Source organism: Sphingomonas alpina (genome assembly GCF_014490665.1).
Taxonomy (GTDB): Bacteria; Pseudomonadota; Alphaproteobacteria; order Sphingomonadales; family Sphingomonadaceae; genus Sphingomonas; species Sphingomonas alpina.
In genome coordinates, this window is the sequence record NZ_CP061038.1 from 4,835,646 (window position 1) to 4,853,962 (window position 18,317).

The following is an 18,317-nucleotide window of genomic DNA, read 5'->3' on the forward strand; positions in this document are numbered from 1 at the left end:
CGATGGCTTAGAGGCCCCGCCTCAAATCATTTCATCCTACCGGAGCATTCCCACTCATGAGCGACATTATCGCCGCCGACCAGCTACGCCTTCTGATCGAACGTATCGAGCGCCTCGAAGAAGAGAAAAAGGGCATCGCCGACGACATCAAGGATGTTTACGGCGAAGCCAAGTCGACCGGTTACGACACCAAGACGATGCGCCAGATCGTCCGCCTGCGCCGCATGGAGAAGCACCATCGCGACGAGGCCGAGGCGCTGCTCGAGACCTACAAGGTCGCGCTCGGTCTGGTATAAGGCGGCCCATAGACCGGAACGCAGCATCAGGGAGCGCCGATCATGATCCTTACCACCACCAGCCTGCTCGATGGCAAGACCGTGACTCGCTATCACGGCATCGTATCGGCTGAGGTCATTGTCGGCGCCAATGTGTTTCGCGATCTGTTCGCCGGCGTGCGCGATTTCGTCGGCGGGCGATCGGGCGCCTATGAAAAGCCGTTGCGTTCCTCGCGTGAAACGGCGTTCCAGGAACTGGAAGCGGAGGCGCGCGACAAGGGCGCCAATGCGATCATCGGCATCGATGTCGATTATCAGGTGATCGGCAAGTCGGGATCGATGCTGATGGTGTCGGTGACCGGCACCGCGGTGACCGTCAGCGACGCCTGACCCTGTTGCCCGACCAAAGGCCTGACTTGTCGAGCCCCGACTTGTCGAGCAAGGCTGTTTTCCACTAGTCCGTGAGGACATTCAGCGCGGCCGTGACCCGGAAACGGCCCGAACGACGATCAGGACGACCATGGCAGGCCATTCCAAGTTCAAGAACATCATGCACCGCAAGGGTGCGCAGGATAAGAAGCGCAGCTCGCTTTTCTCCAAGCTGAGCCGCGAAATCACCGTTGCGGCGAAGATGGGTCTGCCCGATCCGGACATGAACCCGCGCCTGCGCATGGCGGTCAACGCGGCCAAGGCGGCGTCGCTGCCCAAGGACAATATCCAGCGCTCGATCGACAAGGCGAGCCGCAGCGATGCCGAGACCTATGAAGAGATCCGCTACGAAGGCTTCGGCCCCGGCGGCGTGTCGCTGATCATCGAGGCGCTGACCGACAATCGCAACCGCACCGCGACCAATGTGCGCACCGCGGTGGCGAAGAATGGCGGCAATCTCGGTGCTTCGGGATCGGTCAGCCATGGCTTCGACCGCATGGGCCTGATCAATTATCCGGCCGGCGCGGGCGATGCCGACACGGTGTTCGAGGCGGCGCTCGAAGCGGGCGCCGAGGATGTGTCGTCGACCGAGGACGGCCATGAGATCTGGACCGCCAACGATTCGCTGCACGAGGTGGTGAAAGCGATCACTCCGGTGCTCGGCGAACCGGAAGGCGCCAAGCTCGCCTGGCGGCCGCAGACCATGGTCGAGGTCGGGGAGGGCGATGCCGGCCTGCTGTTCAAGCTGATCGACACGCTCGACGACGACGACGATGTGCAGACGGTGTGGGGCAATTACGAAGTCTCCGACGAGGTGATGGAGAAGCTGGGTTAATCAGCCGAAGGAGAAGGGACGACGATGCGCGCGCTTCATGTGACCCTGCTCCTCGTTCCCTTCCTGCTGTCGGGTGCGGTTGCCCCGCCCCTCCGGTCGCAGAACGCGCCGGTGGCGAAAGCCAGTGCGCCGCGGCTGAGACGATTCTCTATTCCTGCCGCTTCCCACGAGCAGTCGGCAGTGTTTGCGCATCGAAAACCGCCGTTCATTATCGCTACGGACCGGCGAACCGTCCGGCGATCGATCTCGCGACCGACGGGAAATGGAGCAACATCCATCTCGGCACCATCACCGGTGGCGGCGGGGGGGCGCCAGGACAGCATCCGCTTCACCGCGGGGCGCTATCATTACATCGTCTTCAAGGGGGTGGGCGGCCAATATACCGAGACGCCGGGCAAGACATGGTCGGGGATTCATGTGAGCCTCGACGGCAAGGACGTGTCGACGCTACAATGCCCCGGCACTGCGACGGTCGCCGGTGACTGGGCCGATTCGATCTATGCCGCCGCGCCGGCGCCAGTGCGCAGCGGGCAGACGCTTGAGGACGAGGATCCGCGATTCCTGATGTGGTTCTGATCGTGCCGGCACGGCGCACGCCATGATCATTCTCGGCCTCGACCCCGGGCTCGGTACGACCGGCTGGGGCGTGATTCGCGCCGAGGGTAATCGCTTGTCGCATCTCGCCAATGGCAGGCTGAAGACCGACAGCGCCGCGTCGCTGCCGCGCCGGCTCGCGCATCTCGATGCGCTGATCTCCGCGCTGATCGCGGACCATGCGCCCGACGGCGCTGCGGCCGAGGAAGTGTTCGTCAACGCCAACCCGCAATCGACCCTGAAGCTCGCCCATGCGCGCGGCGTCGTGTTGTGCGCGGCGGCGCGCGGCGGCATCGAGGTCGGCGAATATGCTCCGCGCCTGGTCAAGAAGGCGGTGGTCGGCACCGGCACCGCCGAAAAGGCGCAGGTCCATGCGATGGTCGGCCGGTTGCTGCCCGGTGTGAAGATCGATGGCCCCGACGCCGCCGATGCGCTCGCGGTGGCGATCTGCCACGCGCATCATCTGGCGTCGGCGCGGCGTATTCCTGACCCGTCAAAATAAGCCTCGTCACTCCCGCGAATGCGGGAGTCCCGCTTCCTTTCCCGCCCGCAAAAGAACAAGAAGCGGAATCCCCGCTTTCGCGGGGATGACGGGGAGCGCAAAATCAACCTATGGTTGAATCATGATCGCGCATCTCAAGGGCCGCCTCGACGCAACCGGTATCGACCATGCGGTGATCGATGTCGGCGGTGTCGGCTATCTGGTCGGCGCGTCGGCCCGGACGCTGGCCAGTATCGGCCCGGTCGGCGAGGCGGTGATGCTCCACACCGAAATGCTCGTCGCGGAGGATTTCATCCGCCTGGTCGGCTTCGCGACCGCAAGCGAGCGCGACTGGTTCCGCTTGCTGACCGGCGTTCAGGGCGTCGGTGCGAGGGTCGCGCTGGCGATCCTCTCCGCACTCGATGCGGCTGATCTGAGCCGCGCCATCGCCGCGCAGGACAAGGCGATGGTCGCGCGCGCCAACGGTGTGGGGCCCAAGCTCGCCGAACGCATCGTGCGCGAATTGAAGGACAAGATCGGCGGCGTCGCGATCGGCGGCGTCTCCCCGATCGTGCCGAGCGGGGCGGGCGCGGATGCGGTGTCGGCAATGCTCAATCTCGGTTTTCGCCCGGCCGAGGCCAATGCCGCGGTCGCCTCGGCGGAAGAGGAACTGGGTGTCGGGGCGACGCTCGACGCGCTGGTTCGCCTGGCGTTGCGCAAGGCAGCGAAGTGAGGCGGAACCTTGCGATGCCGAATCGATTATGGGGTGTCATGAAAATGCGTTTCATCATTGCCGGGACGATCGCGCTCGCCGCTGCGCCGTGCTTTGCGGATAAACCCGCATCGACGCCGGTGCCTGCCGCAGCACTTCCCGCGCTTGGCGCCGACTGGATGCCCGACCCGGACCCGAGCGACGCGGTCACCGATCCCGATCTCTGGCCGCGCGGCAATGCCACTGCTGCCGGCCTCGACGACATGATCCACAATGAACGGCTGTCCGCACGTCTGACAAGCAACGACCGTTCGGGTGGCGGGCGCATCCTGCGGTCGGTGAGCGGCGGTTATCTGGTCGTCCCGCTTCTCAAGATTCATCTTCCACATCGCCGATAGCGGCGGATCCTCGCGCGATGGGCCGGTTGCCTCGACGATGGTTGCGACGCCGGTTGTCAGCCCGCATCGACCGGCATAGCTTGCTCCGTTCCACAGGCGGAGACGACGCATGAAGCGACTCGTATTGGCGGCAACCAGCGTGTTGTTGATCCTTCCCGATTTGGCCCTTGCCGTTCAGTCGGCACCCGAACGCCGGCCCGGCCCGCCGCAGACGAGGCCCGCGCCGCCGGGCAGGCCGCATGTCCAGCCGCCGCGCCCGGGAGCGGGCGGGCCTCAGATTCAGCCGCCGCGTCCAGGCCGCCCCGGCAATGGCGGTCCGCAGATACAGCCTCCACGTCCCGGCAACGGGGGGCCGCAGATTCAACCGCCACGTCCAGGCCGGCCTGGTCCGGGCAATGGCGGTCCGCAGATTCAGCCGCCGCGTCCCGGTCGCCCCGGTCAGGTCAGGCCGCCGCGTCCGCCGCATCGCCCCGGCACCGGACGTCCGCCCCATTTCCGGCCGATCCACGGACCCGGATTCCAGTATCCGCGCGGCTATCGCTATCGCCGCTGGGTAGTCGGGTTGCTGCTGCCGCACCTGTTCCTGTCGAGCCGCTATTATTACAATGACTGGTACGGGCTGGGCGTGGGTGCGCCGCCGCGCGGCTATCGCTGGGTCCGCTATGGCCCGGACCTGCTGCTGGTGCAGACGCGCACCGGGCGCATCGCCGATGTGATCTACGGCGCCTTCTACTGAGGCAAATGGATCGGCATCGATCGCGATGAAGAAGGGCGGCCGGCACGCATGTCGGCCGCCCCTTTCGTCAGGCGCCGACCTTCTTGGCCAAGGCGACCGCAATGTCCTTTGCGTGCGCATTATCCGCGCTCGCCAAGGTGATGATGACGAACCTGTCCTCGCCGATGAAGACGTTCAGCTGATTGATGCCGGGCACGAAGAACGCCTTTTTGCCGAGACCGGCAATGTCCTCGACCGGCTTGTCGGAAAATGCCTTGATCGATGCCGCGGTAGCATTTTTGGCGGCATTCATGGCGCCGTCGCTATTGTCGGCGATCGGCGACCAGCGCGCCATGAAGCTTGCCCGCCCGCCCCCCGCCAGGACATAGGTGCATTCCGAGGTCGCGGCGCTGCTGCCATCCGCCGCATGGACCAGGCCGAGCTGGGCTTCGGTGACCTGGGTGCCGAGCGCCGCACCGACCGTCGCCTTGTCGAGCAGGGTGCAAGCATCGGTCGCGTTCCAGTTGCCGGGCGGCTTGGTGCCGCCGCCGGTGCTGCCGCTCGCGCTGGTTTCCGCGGTCGCAGTGCCGTTGGCCGTGCCGCCGCCGGTGGGGGCGTTGCACGCGGCAAGCAGCAATGTGCCGCCCAGGCCCGCGACCATCATGGTCTTGTTGATCGGTTTCATACCGTCTCTCCCGTTATCCGCTGCGGTGCGCGCCCAATAGATGCAGCGGGGCGAACCTAGGCCGGGGTCCGTGCGAGCGAAAGCGATTTGCCGTCGCGCTCGACAGCGGGGCGTGCCTCCCGCTACGACCGCAGTCGTGACCGATGCCGACCGCTTCATGACACCCGAGCGCAAGCCCGAGGATATCGACGCCGCGCTGCGCCCCAGATCGCTCGACGAGTTTGTCGGGCAAAAGGCGGCGCGCGAGAATCTGCGCGTGTTCATCGCCGCCGCCAAATCGCGTGGCGATGCGCTTGACCATGTGCTGTTCTTCGGCCCGCCGGGCTTGGGCAAGACAACCCTGGCGCAGATCGTTGCGCGTGAAATGGGCGTCGGATTTCGCGCCACGTCCGGCCCGGTGATCGCCAAATCGGGTGACCTCGCCGCGCTGTTGACCAATCTCGAAGATGGCGATGTGCTGTTCATCGATGAGATTCACCGGCTGGCGCCGGCGGTCGAGGAAGTGCTCTACCCGGCGATGGAGGACCGTGCGCTCGACCTGATGATCGGCGAGGGGCCGAGTGCGCGCAGCGTGCGGATCGACCTGCCGCGATTCACTCTGGTTGGTGCGACGACGCGGCAGGGATTGCTGACCACGCCGCTACGCGATCGGTTCGGCATTCCGGTGCGGCTCAATTTCTACACCGTCGATGAGCTCGAGCGGGTGGTCGCGCGGGCTGCGTCGCTGCTCGATCTCCATGTCTCCGGCGACGGTGCGCATGAAATCGCGCGGCGTTCGCGGGGTACGCCGCGCATCGCCGGACGCCTGCTGCGCCGGGTGCGCGACTTCGCCAATGTCGCGGGTACGCCCATGGTGGATGCCCGGGCCGCCGATGCGGCGCTCAACCGGCTTGAGGTGGATTCGCTCGGGCTCGATGCGATGGACCGGCGCTATCTGATGATGATCGCCGATATCTATCGTGGCGGGCCGGTCGGAGTGGAGACGCTGGCAGCGGGCCTGTCCGAGCCGCGCGACACGATCGAGGAAGTGATCGAGCCCTATCTGATCCAGCTCGGCCTGATCGCGCGGACGGCGCGCGGGCGGTGCCTGAATGCCGGCGGCTGGAAGCATCTCGGGCTCAACCCGCCGGCCGATTCGCAGGACGGGCTGTTCGACTGATCGTTCGGCGGTCGCGCCGCAGTGTCCGGGATCAGGCGGCGTAAGGCCGGAGTGCCTTCATCATCCACGACCGCAGCGCGGCAATGGCGGGGGAATCGGGTGCGTCGAGCGGGCGGACAAAGTGATATGAATCGCCCGGCAGGACCACCGCGAACGGTTGGACGAGCAACCCGGCTGCCAGCGCGTCGGCGACGAGGATCAGGCTGACGATGACAATGCCATGGCCGGCAATGGCAGCCTGGATTGCGTGGCCGCCATCGGTGAAGCGGGGGCCCGTGGCGACATCCAGGCCATCGACCTGCGCCGTCGCGCACCAGCGTGGCCAATCCGGTGTCGCACGTGGCGCGCGTCGGCCATCGATGTGGAGCAGGACGGCGCGATGCAGCGCCGATCGGTCCGTCAGGCCGAGCGACGGGCTGCATACAGGCGCAAACACGTCATCGATCAGTTTGACCGAGTTCGCATTCGGATAGCCACCGGGGCCGTAGCGAATCGCGATGTCCACTTCGCCATGGCGAAGATCGACCAGCTCATCAGAGGCGTGGAGGCGGAGGTCGACCGATGGCAACATCGCCTGCAGTTCCGTCAACCGGGGTACGAGCCATTGGCTCATAAAGGCGGTGTTTGCGGAAAGCGTCACCTTTGCAGGGCCTGCACCGTGCCGCACGCGCCGCGTCGCATCGCCGATCGTCTTCAGCGCAGCGGCCGCGGCTTCATAAAGGTCGGCGCCGACCGGTGTCAGCAGCACCTGCCTCGGGTTCCGATCCAGCAGCCTGGTGCCCAGATTGTCTTCCAGCTGCCGGATCTGATGGCTGACGGCGGTCGGTGTGACCGAGAGCTCGAACGCCGCACGCTTGAAACTCGCATGACGGGCCACGGACTCGAAGGTCCGCAGGGCAGCGAGCGGTGGAACGTCGGTGAATGGAATGATGATTCCTACTCATCTTAAGCTGAGAATTGATCGATTGCTGAGACAAACACTCCTCAATAGCAAGTGAGCAGATGAATTTACATCACCATAGGAGGCTCGGAATGAGCAAGCTAGTGTTCGGGATGGTCGATGTTTTCGCCGATGCGCCGCTTGAGGGTAATCCGCTCGCCGTAGTCGAAGGCGGCGAGCAACTTTCGGACGATGTGCTCCGCGCGATCGCGCGCGAGTTCAACCAGGCGGAAACCACCTTCATCATGGAAAGCGACAGGGCCGACCGGAAGCTCCGCTCATTCACCGCGGCTGGATTCGAGGTGGCCGGCGCGGGGCATAATGCGCTCGGCGCATGGCTCTGGCTGGCGCGCGGCGATGCGCTCGGGCCGCTCGATTCGGCCACCATTTTTCACCAGGAGATTGGGGAGAATATTCTGCCGGTGATTGTCGAGCGCCGCGGCGAGCGAGTCCATGTCAGGATGCAGCAGGCCCCGTTGCAGCTGTTCCCGATCCTGAGCGATACGAGCGGCCTGGCGCCTGCGCTGGGTCTCGCGGCGGATGATTTCCTGTCCAATCCGCCGCCGCGTGCTGCCGATACCGGTGCGTCGCATCTGATGGTCCGGGTCCGTGACAAGGCTGCCGTCGATCGTGCCGAAACGAATGTGCCGGCGCTTTTGAACATTCTCAAGCCGGCCGGGGCGGAGGGTTGTTACGTTTACTCATTCGACGAAGAATCCGGTTCGCAAGCCTATGCGCGCTTCTTCAGTCCGGCGGTGGGTATGTCGGAAGATGTCGCAACGGGCACTGCAGCCGGACCATTGGCGGCCTATCTGTTTGAGCAGGGCCTGTTGCGTGACACCGCGCTGCTGGTTGAACAGGGTACCCGGTTGGGGCGTCGCAGCCTGTTGTCGGTCGACGTCGGGAAGCAGCCGGAACTATCCGGTTCGGGCATCGTCGTGATGGAGGGGCATATCCTGATCTAGATTGGGTTCGGCAAGGGCGACTCCGCAGCTGAGGCCCTGCCGCTACAGTTCGGGGGAACGGAGCAAAAGTTGCGCAGCTGGATGATAGCTCCCCGCGCAACAATCTGATAGCGCTAGGGGCATGCCGACCGCCGCCAACTCCGCCCGTGAAATCCTCGTTCGATTGCACGACGTGATGGCGTCGCGCACCGCGGCACAGGCGAAGCTCAATTCGGTGGTCGGGATCGTCGGCGAGGCGATGACCAGCGAGGTGTGTTCGATCTATCTGCTGCGCGACGGCGTGCTCGAACTTTATGCCACGCGCGGCCTGGCGCAGGAGGCGGTGCACGTCACCAAGCTCGCGCTCGGCGAGGGGCTCGTCGGCACGATCGCCGAACAGGTCGAGACGCTCAACCTCGACGAGGCCGCGAGCCATCCCGACTTCGCCTACAAGCCGGAGACGGGCGAGGAAAAATTCCACAGCTTTGCCGGCGTGCCGATCATCCGCCGGGAACGCGCCGTCGGCGTGCTCTGCGTCCAGCATGCCGATCCGCATAAATATGACGATGTCGAGATTGAGGCGCTGCAGACCGTGGCGATGGTGCTGAGCGAACTGATCGCCAATGCCGATCTGGTCGATACCGCCGGTGCCGCGACGCTGCGGCCGCAATCGACCGCGGCGATGCGCATCGACGGGCTGAAGCTGGTCGAGGGCATGGGCAGCGGTTATGCCGTGTTCCACCAGCCGCGCATCACCATCGAGCACACCGTCGCCGAGGATATCGATGCCGAGCGCCACCGCGTCTATGCCGCGTTCGACAAGATGCGCGAGCAGATCGAGCGTATCGCCAGCCAGGCCGAATTCGGCGTCGGCGGCGAGCATGACGAGGTGCTGCAGACCTACAAGATGTTCGCCTATGACGAAGGCTGGAGCCGCCGCATCAACGAGGCGATCGATTCCGGTCTGACCGCGGAAGCCGCGATCGAGCGCGTCCAGCAGCGCACCCGCCAGCGCATGCGCCAGATCGACGATCCACTGCTCGCCGACCGGATGCACGATCTGGAGGACCTGTCGAACCGGCTGCTGCGCATCGTCTCGGGCCAGATGGGCACGGCCGCGCAGGGCGGGCTCCGGCAGGACACGATCCTGATCGCGCGCAATCTCGGACCCGCCGAACTGCTCGAATATGATCGCCGCCGGCTGAAGGGTGTGATCCTCGAGGAAGGGTCGCTGACCGCGCACGTCACGATCGTCGCACGAGCGATGGGTGTGCCGGTGCTCGGCCGGGTCAAGGGCGTGCGCCGCTCGATCGCCGAGGGCGACATGCTGCTGCTCGACGTAACCGCAGCCAATGTCTTTGCCCGCCCGTCGCCGGCGATGGAGGAAGCGTTCGAGGCGAAGCTGCAGCTACGCCAGAAGCGCCGTGCCGTGTTCGCTGCGCTGAAATCGGAACTGCCGGTCACCACCGACGGGCACCGTGTGACGGTGATGGTCAATGCCGGCCTGCGCGACGATGTCGCCGCCCTCGATATGACCGGCGCCGATGGCATCGGCCTGTTCCGGACCGAGTTCCAGTTCCTCGTTTCCGCCACGCTTCCCGCGCGCGAGCGGCAGCAGCGGCTCTACCGCGAAGTGCTCGATGCGGCGGGCGACCGGCCGGTGATTTTCCGCACCGTCGATATCGGCGGCGACAAGGCGTTGCCCTATCTGACCCAGGAGGATGCCGAGGAAGAGAATCCGGCGATGGGATGGCGCGCTTTGCGGCTCGCGCTCGAACGCGACGGGCTGATGAAGGTCCAGGCGCGCGCGCTGCTTGAGGCGGCGGCGGGACGGACGCTCAACGTGATGTTCCCGATGGTGTCCGAGCCGTGGGAATATGAAGAGGCGCGTGCGTTGTTCGAGACACAGCGCGAGTGGTTCGTACAGCGTGGCCGCAAGCTGCCCAATGAGATCAATTACGGCGCGATGCTCGAAGTGCCGGCGCTTGCCGAGCAGCTCGACATCCTGCTGCCCAAGCTCGATTTCCTGTCGATCGGCACCAATGACCTGACTCAGTTCCTGTTCGCCGCCGACCGCGCCAACCCCAAGCTGGCCGAGCGCTATGACTGGCTCAGCCCGGCGATCCTGCGTTTCCTTGCCCGGCTTGTCGCGCCGACGAGCGAGGCGGGCGTGCCGCTTGGCGTATGCGGCGAAATGGGCGGCCGGCCGCTCGAGGCGATGGCGCTGATCGGGCTCGGCATCGACCGGCTGTCGATCACGCCTGCCGCCGTCGGGCCGATCAAGGCGATGGTCCGTTCGCTCGATCGCGCGGCGTTGATGGCGCACATGAAAACCCTTTTGGCGGCGCCGCCGCGCGACATGCGCGGCGCGCTGACCGCCTGGGCGGCGGAAAGCGGCGTCGAACTGGCATGATTGTGTGACGGACCGGGTAGAGGGGGCGTTGACACTGCCGCAACCCTTTGTGAGACACGTCTGCAATCGCAGGAAAAAACATCGGGCCGCACCTTCCTGCCGGAGACAATCATGACCGACGTCGAACCCGGCGAGGAAGCCACACTTTTTCCCAAGACGGCGGGGGAAAGGTTGCGTGATGCGCGTGAAGGCCAGGGCCTGTCGCTGGCCGAGATCGCGTCGCGGACCCGCATCCCGATCCGCCAGCTCGAAGCGATCGAGACGAGCAATTTCTCGGCCCTGCCCTCGGTCACCTATTCGGTCGGTTTCGCCAAGGCTTATGCCCGTGCCGTCGGTCTCGACGAAGTCGCGATCGCACGCGAGGTGCGCGGCCAGAATGACGAAGGCGTGCGACGCACCGAATATGAGGCCTATGAGATCAGCGATCCGTCGCGCAATCCGACCGGCGGCGTCGTGATCGTCACCGTGGCGCTGACAGCATTGCTCATCCTCGCGGCCATATTGTGGTACGGTACGACCCTGTTCCGCGGCGAGGAGTCGGCGCCGCCGGCCTCAATTGTCGAAAACACGGTCGCACCGGTACCGGCAGCCGAGCCGACGCGGGTGGCGCCAGCCACGGGTCAGGTCACGCTGGTTGCAACCGGTGAAGTCTGGTTGCGCGTTTACGATGCGACGAAGAAGACCCTGTTCGAGAATACGATGAAGCCGGGGGATCGCTATGACGTGCCGGCCGATGCCAATGGCCCGATGATCAATATCGGCCGGCCCGACAAATTGCAGATATTGCTCAACGGATCGCAGCTGCCGCCGCTCGGCGATGGCCGGGTGGCGATCAAGGATGTCGGGATCAGCGCCGCCGTGCTCAATGCGCGGGTCAATGGCGTATCGGTCCCGACACCGCCCGTCGCGACTCCGCAAAGTGGCACGACGCCGCCGGCAACCGCTTCGCGGCGGCGTTCGGAGGCAGGCCCGGTGTCACCGGGTGCGCCCACGCCGGCGGCAACGCTTGCGCCGCTCGTCCCTCCTCCCGCGCCGGCAGCGTCGCCGGCGACCGCTCCTTAAGGCTGGCGACAGGATGACGATGTCAGCTATACCGCCCCATTCACTGCACCGGGGGGTGTCATGCGTAACTATCTGAAGACAGCAATATTATTGATCGGGGTGGCGACCATCCCGGGAAGCGCCGTCGCGCAGTCGGCGGTCGAGAACCGCGTCGAGCGGCTCGAAGGACAGATGCGCGCGGTTCAGCGCAAGGTTTTTCCACCGCAGGGTCAAGGTGGCAACAACCAGCTGATTCAGCCCGATATCGCGCCGAACGACCTTTCGACCCCTTCGACCGGCGCACCATCGGGTAGCGCGATCAGCGACCTGACCGCGCGGGTCGATGCGCTCGAATCGCAGCTGAGCGGCCTGACCGGTCAGATCGAGCAGCTTCAGTTCAAGGGCCGGCAGCTGGACGAAGGCTTTGCCGCCTATAAGCGGGCGACCGATGCGCGATTGACGGCGCTTGAGGGCACAAGCGCCCCGACCAGCACGGCGGTGATCGACACACCGTCGGTTGCCGCCACGACTCCGAAACCACCCGCACCCAAGCCGGGCGCCACCCGGCCCGCAACGTCGCCCGCCGCGACTCCTGCAGCGCCGGCGAAGGATCCGGCGCGCGCGCAGCGCGTCGCGGCGATCGAAAAACCCGCCACCGACGACGCCGGCGAGGATTTGTACAATTATGGCTACCGGCTTTGGGAGGCGAAATTCTATCCCGAGGCCGAGGTGCAGTTCAAAGCGCTGATCAAGGATTATCCGCAGCATCGCCGTATCAGCCGGGCGCAGAACATGCTCGGCCGCTCGCTGCTCGACGGCGGCAAGCCGAACCTCGCGATCCTCGCTTTCTACGACAATTACCGCAAGATGCCGAAGGGCGACCGCGCGCATGAGAGCCTGTTCTACCTCGCCCAGGCGCTGGTGAAGCTCAACAAGCCGGCGGGGGAGGTCTGCAAGGTCTATGATGAGCTCGAGGATGTCTATCCCGACAAATTGTCGCCGCAGATGAAGGCCGATGTCGCGCGCGGTCGTGTCACTTCCAAATGCAAATGATCCTTCCTGCCGTCATCTGACGGTGGTTGGATGAGCATGCCCGGCCCGGCGCTGGTCGAACGCTTCCGGCGCGACCTGGAGGCGATCACAGGCACTCCGCCGACATCCGAGGCGCGACTCGGTCTGGCGGTGTCGGGCGGCGGCGACAGCCTTGCCTTGCTGCTGCTTGCCGCCACGGCCTATCCGGGTGCCGTATGTGCCGCGACGGTCGATCACGGCCTGCGCCCCGATGCCGCTCGCGAGGCAACCCAGGTGCATCATCTGTGCGCGGACATGGGGATCGAGCACGCCATTCTCGGCATGCCGCCGCGATATAGTTTTGCGGGCAATATTCAGGATCGCGCGCGCGTGGCGCGCTACGCGGCGCTCGAGCTCTGGGCTGGATCGCCGCGCCGCGCCGCACCGGGTTTGCGGCATGCCGATTGGGTTGCGGTTGCCCATCAACGCGACGATGTCGCCGAGGCGCTGCTGATGCGTGCGCGGCGCGGCGCCGGTGTCGGCGGGCTCGCTGAAATGGTGCGACAGCGACCGTTCGGCCAGGGTGGCGAGTGGCCCGTGCTGATTCGACCGCTGCTTGGCTGGAGCCGATCCGAACTTGCCGCGATCGTTGCGGCCGCCGGGATCGGCCATGCCGAGGATCCATCGAACAGCCATCCACGCTTTGATCGCAGCCGGATGCGCGCGATCCTCGCGGTCACCCCCGAATTGCCGGCGTCGCGGCTGGCGCTTGCCGCCCGCAATTTGCGGCATGCCGAGGATGCGATCGAGTGGATGGTGCGGCGCGAGCTGAAGACTCGAGTCGCCGAAGACGAGAATGGCGGCCTCTGGCTCGATGCACGCGAGCTGCCATATGAACTTCGCCGCCGATTCGTGCGTCGTGCGATTGAGGGCATCCGGCAGGAAAATGGCATGTTCGAGGTGTGGTCAGCAACCGGACTCGATCGGCTTGTCGCGGCGCTGGATAGCGGGAAAGGGGGAACTTTGGCCGATGTTCAGGCCCGCATTCTGCCCCGGGGATGGCATTTCCGGCTGGCTCCACCCCGGCGATAACACTGATAAACCCGAGTCCTGCGCTTGTTCCATTGCCATTAACCTCGCACCGCCTATCTTGTGATCTCGAAAGGTATGCGCAGCGATGAACGATAACGAGAAACAGCCCGGCCCCGACAATGGTGGTCCCAACCCATGGATGAAGAGCCTGCTCATCTGGGGCGGCATCCTGGTCGCGCTGGCGTTGTTCGTAATGACGATCGACACCCGCAGCCAGCCGGCCGCCGGCAGCGCGATCGCCTATTCGACTTTCCTCGACAAGGTCGAGGAGGGCACGGTGAAGGAGGTCAATGTCGCCGGCGACGTGATTTCCGGCACGCTGCGCGACGATACGCGCTTCCGCACTTATGCGATGGCCGATCCGCAGCTGACCGACAAGCTGCGTGCCAAGAATGTCGTCATCACCGCGAAGCCTGAGGAAGGCCCGGCGATCTGGCAGGTCATCCTGATCCAGTCGCTGCCATTCCTGCTGTTTCTCGGCATTGCCTTTTTCGTGCTGCGTCAGATGCAGAAGAACTCCGGTTCCGGCGCGATGGGCTTCGGCAAATCGCGTGCGAAAATGCTGACGCAGAAGGAAGGTCGCGTGACCTTCGACGACGTCGCCGGCATCGACGAAGCACGCGAGGAGCTGCAGGAGATTGTCGAGTTCCTCAAGGACCCGACCAAATTCGCCCGGCTTGGTGGCAAGATCCCCAAGGGCGCGCTGCTGGTCGGCTCGCCCGGCACCGGCAAGACCTTGCTCGCCCGCGCCATTGCGGGTGAGGCGGGCGTGCCCTTCTTCACCATTTCCGGTTCGGATTTCGTCGAGATGTTCGTCGGCGTCGGTGCAAGCCGCGTGCGCGACATGTTCGAACAGGCCAAGAAATCGGCACCGTGCATCGTCTTCATCGACGAAATCGACGCGGTCGGCCGCCATCGCGGCGCCGGCCTCGGCAATGGTAACGACGAACGCGAACAGACGCTCAACCAGTTGCTGGTCGAGATGGACGGGTTCGAAGCAAGCGAAGGCATCATCATCGTCGCGGCGACCAACCGCCCCGACGTGCTCGACCCAGCGCTGTTGCGTCCGGGCCGCTTCGATCGTCGCGTGACGGTGCCGCTGCCCGATATCGAGGGCCGGGTGAAGATTCTCGAAGTCCATATGAAGAAGGTGCCGCTGGCGCCGGATGTCGATGCACGCACGCTGGCGCGCGGCACACCGGGCATGTCGGGTGCTGATCTCGCCAACCTCGTCAATGAAGCGGCGCTGATGGCGGCTCGGCTCGGCAAGCGCCTCGTCGCGATGGCGCAGTTCGAGATCGCGAAGGATCGCGTGATCATGGGCACCGAGTGGAAATCGCTCGTCATGACGCCCGACGAAAAGCGCATGACCGCGTATCATGAGGCGGGCCACGCGCTGGTCCGCGTCCATGAACTGGCGTCCGATCCGATCCACAAGGCGACGATCATCCCGCGCGGCGGTGCTCTCGGCATGGTCGTGTCGATGCCGGAGCGCGACAATTATTCCTATCACCGCGACAAGATGTACGCCGATCTGGCGTCCGTCATGGGCGGCCGCGTCGCCGAGGAAGTGATTTTCGGTCACGACAAGGTGTCGTCGGGCGCGTCGAGCGACATCAAACAGGCGACCAAGCTCGCCCGCGCGATGGTCACGCAATGGGGCATGTCGGAGGCGATCGGGCCGCTGCAATATGAAGAGCAGCAGGGCGAGACGTTCCTGGGCTATTCACAGACCCAGCGTCACAACATGTCGAACGAGACGGCGCTCGCGATCGATGGTGAGATTCGCCGCCTGGTCGAGGGTGGCCACAAGCGCGCCACCGAGCTGATCACCAAGCATGTCGATCAGCTTCACGCCATTGCCGGTGCACTGCTCGAATTCGAGACGTTGACCGGCGAAGAGATCAAGGCGCTGGTCGCGGGCAATGCGATCGACCGCGACAGCGGCCCCAAGGCGCCTTCGGTACCGGTGGGCGGCACCTCGATCCCCAAGACGCGGCGCCCCAAGGGGCCGTTCGGCAACCCGAGTCCCGTCGGCGCCTGACACGGTTCTGGACGGCGATGCAGAATGACCCCTTTCCGGCCCGGGCTGGAAAGGGGTTTTTCGTGGTTCAGCCCGAAACGGTGCTGACGATCGCCATGAAGAACAGGAGCGCCGCCACATAGGCGGAGATGACCAGCGCGAATGTCCGCCACAGCGCGCCGAAGCGGGTAAGACTGTAAGCCCCCTTTAGCTGCTTGTACATGTGGAGCGGCGGCCCAATCAGGATCACCAGGGCGATAAGCCCCCTCGGCAGGTAAAGCGCGTTGGCTATGCTCAGCCCAACCACTCCCAACGTCATTGCCGATAGCGAATAGATCGCGAAGATCGCATGATCGTACGGCCCGACATCGCGGCGGAACGCGAACAATAGCCAGATGAAGGGCAGCGAGATCGGAATCAGCGCCCAGCTGAACTTATAGGCGCTCGATTGCACCTTGTAGAAGAAGAGCCCCGGTTCCTTGGCTGCCTTCTGGACGCGCTTGTCGAGCCACCCATTGCCCGTACTGGCCAATTGGACCGTCACCGGCTCGGCCAGTTTGCCCTCGGTGATGCTGTGGGCCATGGCCAGCCCCTTGATGTCGCCGCGCACGTCCTCAAGGCGCTCGTCGATCCGTGCGGTATCGCCGCCGCGCGCGACCGCCGCTTCCCGTTGTTTGACCAGCCGCGCTTCGCGCTTCTTTTCCTTGTCGATTTCTGAGGACAGATCGGCACTGCTGGTAGCTGTGCCATTGTGCACTACCGTCGCGCCATGGCCGAGCGGGCCGCCGATCGTTCCGAAGGTCGCGACCATCAGAAAGACCGAGAACAGGAACAGGGCCAGCGGCGAGACGAAGCGCATCCGCTCTCCCGCAATATAGCGGCGGGTGAGGGATCCGGGCCGCCCGAATAGCATCGGCAGCGTGCGCCAGATCTTGCCCTCGAAATGGAACACACCGTGCAACAGGTCGTGAAACAGCGAGTGAAGGTTGCGATGAATGTGCGCGGTCTGGCCGCACTGGTGGCAATGCTCCCCGATCAGCGCGGTGCCGCAATTGAGGCACGGCCCATGCGCGCCGGCACCATGCGCCCCGGCACCTCCCGGTTCGATGGCGCGCCCGACCAGTGCCCCGGTGGCGATGTCGCCGACTGCTTCGATTTCCCCCGTCATCGCCGCACCGAATAGCATCAGGATCGGGAAAGGCGATAGGGGTTCGCCCAAGGGATTGGTCCAGCGCGGCTGGCGTGATAGCGGTGCGGTCATGGCTGACAACGCCCCGATATTCGATCCCGTCTCGCTGATCGCCGATATGGGCGTTCGCGCCCGCCATGCCGCGCGTACCGTTGCCGCATTGCCGAGCGCGACCAAGGCACGCGCGCTCGATGCGGCGGCGGAGCGATTGCGCGGCGCGACGGCGGAGATCCTCGCTGCGAATGCACTCGATATGGCGCATGGCCGGGAGATCGGCTTGTCGGGTGCGATGCTTGATCGGCTGATGCTCGACGAAGCGCGGATCGATGCGATGGCGGCGGGCGTCGCGGCGATCGCGGGCTTGCGCGATCCGGTCGGCGCGCTGATCGATGAAAGCCGGCGGCCCAATGGACTGGTGTTGCGCCGCGTGCGCGTGCCGATCGGCGTGATCGGCATCATCTATGAAAGCCGCCCCAACGTCACCGCCGATGCGGCGGCGTTGTGCGTCAAGGCGGGCAATGCCGTCATCCTGCGCGGCGGATCGGAGGCCGCGCACAGCAATCGCGCGATTCATGCCGCTTTCGTTGCCGGGCTGGCGGGTGCAGGGCTGCCCGCCGATATCGCCCAGCTCGTGCCGACCACGGACCGTGCTGCGGTCGGCGCCATGCTCACCGCCGAAGGGGTGATCGACCTGGTCGTGCCGCGGGGCGGCAAGAGCCTGGTCGCGCGCGTCCAGGCCGAGGCACGGGTGCCGGTGCTCGCGCATCTCGACGGCATCAATCATGTCTTCGTCCATGCCGCCGCCGATCCCGCTATGGCGGAAAAGATCGTGGTCGACGCCAAGATGCGCCGCACGGGCATCTGTGGTGCGATGGAAACCTTGCTGATCGACCGCTCTTACCCGCTGGCGACCGGCCTGACCGCGGCACTGACGGCGGCGGGATGCGAAGTACGCGGCGATCCGGCGGTGTGCGCGCTCGATGCTTCGATCGGGGCTGCCGAGGCGGTCGACTGGGACACCGAATATCTTGATGCGATCGCCTCGGTCGCAATCGTCGATGGGGTCGAGGGCGCGATGGCGCATATCGCGGCGCATGGCTCGCACCACACCGACGCGATCGTCACCGCGGACGAAGCCGTGGCCGACCGGTTCGTCGCGGGCGTCGATTCGGCGATCGTGCTGTGGAACGCATCGACTCAGTTCGCCGATGGCGGCGAATTCGGCCTAGGCGCGGAAATCGGCATCGCTACTGGCCGCCTGCACGCTCGCGGTCCGGTCGCACTGGAAGGGCTGACGACTTATAAATGGGTCGTGCGAGGCACGGGGCAGGTGCGGGGTTGATCATCTGTATCGAATCTTGCGATCGTCGACCTCGAGGCG

At 65.3% G+C, this 18,317-nt stretch carries 19 protein-coding genes; 16 read left to right on the forward strand and 3 right to left on the reverse strand.

The window, feature by feature from the left end:
- The first annotated feature begins 56 nt into the window (after positions 1-56).
- The 8 genes from H3Z74_RS22780 to H3Z74_RS22815 all read left to right on the forward strand — a co-directional run bounded on the left by H3Z74_RS22780 (position 57) and on the right by H3Z74_RS22815 (position 4,460).
- Positions 57-296 carry a DUF2312 domain-containing protein gene (locus tag H3Z74_RS22780; RefSeq protein ID WP_034160869.1) on the forward strand — a complete coding sequence of 80 codons (240 nt, stop codon included), beginning with the start codon at positions 57-59 and terminating at the stop codon, positions 294-296.
- Between the two features lie 42 nt (positions 297-338).
- The gene (locus H3Z74_RS22785) at positions 339-665 is read left to right on the forward strand and encodes a heavy metal-binding domain-containing protein (RefSeq protein ID WP_187761749.1); all 327 of its coding nucleotides are present in this window, start codon (positions 339-341) and stop codon (positions 663-665) included.
- A gap of 130 nt (positions 666-795) precedes the next feature.
- Positions 796-1,539, forward strand: a complete 744-nt coding sequence (locus H3Z74_RS22790) for a YebC/PmpR family DNA-binding transcriptional regulator (RefSeq protein ID WP_187761750.1) — start codon at positions 796-798, stop codon at positions 1,537-1,539.
- Between the two features lie 294 nt (positions 1,540-1,833).
- Entirely contained in the window at positions 1,834-2,115 is a 282-nt protein-coding gene (locus tag H3Z74_RS22795) for a hypothetical protein (RefSeq protein WP_187761751.1), read from the forward strand.
- Positions 2,116-2,137: 22 nt separating this feature from the next.
- Positions 2,138-2,635, forward strand: coding sequence for a crossover junction endodeoxyribonuclease RuvC (gene ruvC, locus H3Z74_RS22800; protein ID WP_187761752.1), 498 nt, complete (start codon positions 2,138-2,140; stop codon positions 2,633-2,635).
- 121 nt (positions 2,636-2,756) lie between these two features.
- The gene (gene ruvA, locus H3Z74_RS22805; protein WP_187761753.1) at positions 2,757-3,347 is read left to right on the forward strand and encodes a Holliday junction branch migration protein RuvA; all 591 of its coding nucleotides are present in this window, start codon (positions 2,757-2,759) and stop codon (positions 3,345-3,347) included.
- A 44-nt stretch (positions 3,348-3,391) separates the two neighbouring features.
- Positions 3,392-3,724 carry a hypothetical protein gene (locus tag H3Z74_RS22810; protein ID WP_187761754.1) on the forward strand — a complete coding sequence of 111 codons (333 nt, stop codon included), beginning with the start codon at positions 3,392-3,394 and terminating at the stop codon, positions 3,722-3,724.
- Between the two features lie 109 nt (positions 3,725-3,833).
- Positions 3,834-4,460: an RcnB family protein gene (locus tag H3Z74_RS22815; protein ID WP_187761755.1), complete on the forward strand. Its 627-nt coding sequence runs from the start codon at positions 3,834-3,836 to the stop codon at positions 4,458-4,460.
- Between the two features lie 67 nt (positions 4,461-4,527).
- On the opposite strand, the gene H3Z74_RS22820 is transcribed toward H3Z74_RS22815, so the two are convergent.
- Complete coding sequence (locus H3Z74_RS22820) at positions 4,528-5,124, reverse strand: DUF3558 domain-containing protein (protein ID WP_187761756.1); 597 nt, start codon at positions 5,122-5,124, stop codon at positions 4,528-4,530.
- A 136-nt stretch (positions 5,125-5,260) separates the two neighbouring features.
- On the opposite strand from H3Z74_RS22820, the gene ruvB reads away from it, so the two are divergent.
- Positions 5,261-6,283 carry a Holliday junction branch migration DNA helicase RuvB gene (gene ruvB, locus H3Z74_RS22825; RefSeq protein WP_187761757.1) on the forward strand — a complete coding sequence of 341 codons (1,023 nt, stop codon included), beginning with the start codon at positions 5,261-5,263 and terminating at the stop codon, positions 6,281-6,283.
- 31 nt (positions 6,284-6,314) lie between these two features.
- On the opposite strand, the gene H3Z74_RS22830 is transcribed toward ruvB, so the two are convergent.
- Positions 6,315-7,160 carry a LysR substrate-binding domain-containing protein gene (locus tag H3Z74_RS22830; protein ID WP_229726749.1) on the reverse strand — a complete coding sequence of 282 codons (846 nt, stop codon included), beginning with the start codon at positions 7,158-7,160 and terminating at the stop codon, positions 6,315-6,317.
- 155 nt (positions 7,161-7,315) lie between these two features.
- On the opposite strand from H3Z74_RS22830, the gene H3Z74_RS22835 reads away from it, so the two are divergent.
- The 6 genes from H3Z74_RS22835 (at position 7,316) to ftsH (ending at position 15,768) form a co-directional block, all read left to right on the forward strand.
- Entirely contained in the window at positions 7,316-8,188 is an 873-nt protein-coding gene (locus tag H3Z74_RS22835) for a PhzF family phenazine biosynthesis protein (protein WP_187761758.1), read from the forward strand.
- Positions 8,189-8,309: 121 nt separating this feature from the next.
- Positions 8,310-10,580 (forward strand): phosphoenolpyruvate--protein phosphotransferase, encoded by a 2,271-nt coding sequence (ptsP, locus tag H3Z74_RS22840; protein WP_187761759.1) that lies wholly within the window; start codon positions 8,310-8,312, stop codon positions 10,578-10,580.
- A gap of 111 nt (positions 10,581-10,691) precedes the next feature.
- Positions 10,692-11,642 (forward strand): helix-turn-helix domain-containing protein, encoded by a 951-nt coding sequence (locus tag H3Z74_RS22845; RefSeq protein WP_187761760.1) that lies wholly within the window; start codon positions 10,692-10,694, stop codon positions 11,640-11,642.
- Positions 11,643-11,702: 60 nt separating this feature from the next.
- Positions 11,703-12,674, forward strand: a complete 972-nt coding sequence (locus H3Z74_RS22850) for a tetratricopeptide repeat protein (RefSeq protein ID WP_187761761.1) — start codon at positions 11,703-11,705, stop codon at positions 12,672-12,674.
- A 30-nt stretch (positions 12,675-12,704) separates the two neighbouring features.
- Positions 12,705-13,724: a tRNA lysidine(34) synthetase TilS gene (tilS, locus tag H3Z74_RS22855; protein ID WP_229726750.1), complete on the forward strand. Its 1,020-nt coding sequence runs from the start codon at positions 12,705-12,707 to the stop codon at positions 13,722-13,724.
- Between the two features lie 85 nt (positions 13,725-13,809).
- Entirely contained in the window at positions 13,810-15,768 is a 1,959-nt protein-coding gene (gene ftsH, locus H3Z74_RS22860; RefSeq protein WP_187761762.1) for an ATP-dependent zinc metalloprotease FtsH, read from the forward strand.
- A gap of 67 nt (positions 15,769-15,835) precedes the next feature.
- On the opposite strand, the gene H3Z74_RS22865 is transcribed toward ftsH, so the two are convergent.
- Positions 15,836-16,915 (reverse strand): DUF3667 domain-containing protein, encoded by a 1,080-nt coding sequence (locus H3Z74_RS22865; RefSeq protein ID WP_187764494.1) that lies wholly within the window; start codon positions 16,913-16,915, stop codon positions 15,836-15,838.
- 91 nt (positions 16,916-17,006) lie between these two features.
- Here H3Z74_RS22865 and H3Z74_RS22870 point away from each other — a divergent pair, with 91 nt between their 5' ends.
- Positions 17,007-18,278, forward strand: a complete 1,272-nt coding sequence (locus H3Z74_RS22870; RefSeq protein ID WP_187761763.1) for a glutamate-5-semialdehyde dehydrogenase — start codon at positions 17,007-17,009, stop codon at positions 18,276-18,278.
- Positions 18,279-18,317 lie beyond the last annotated feature (39 nt).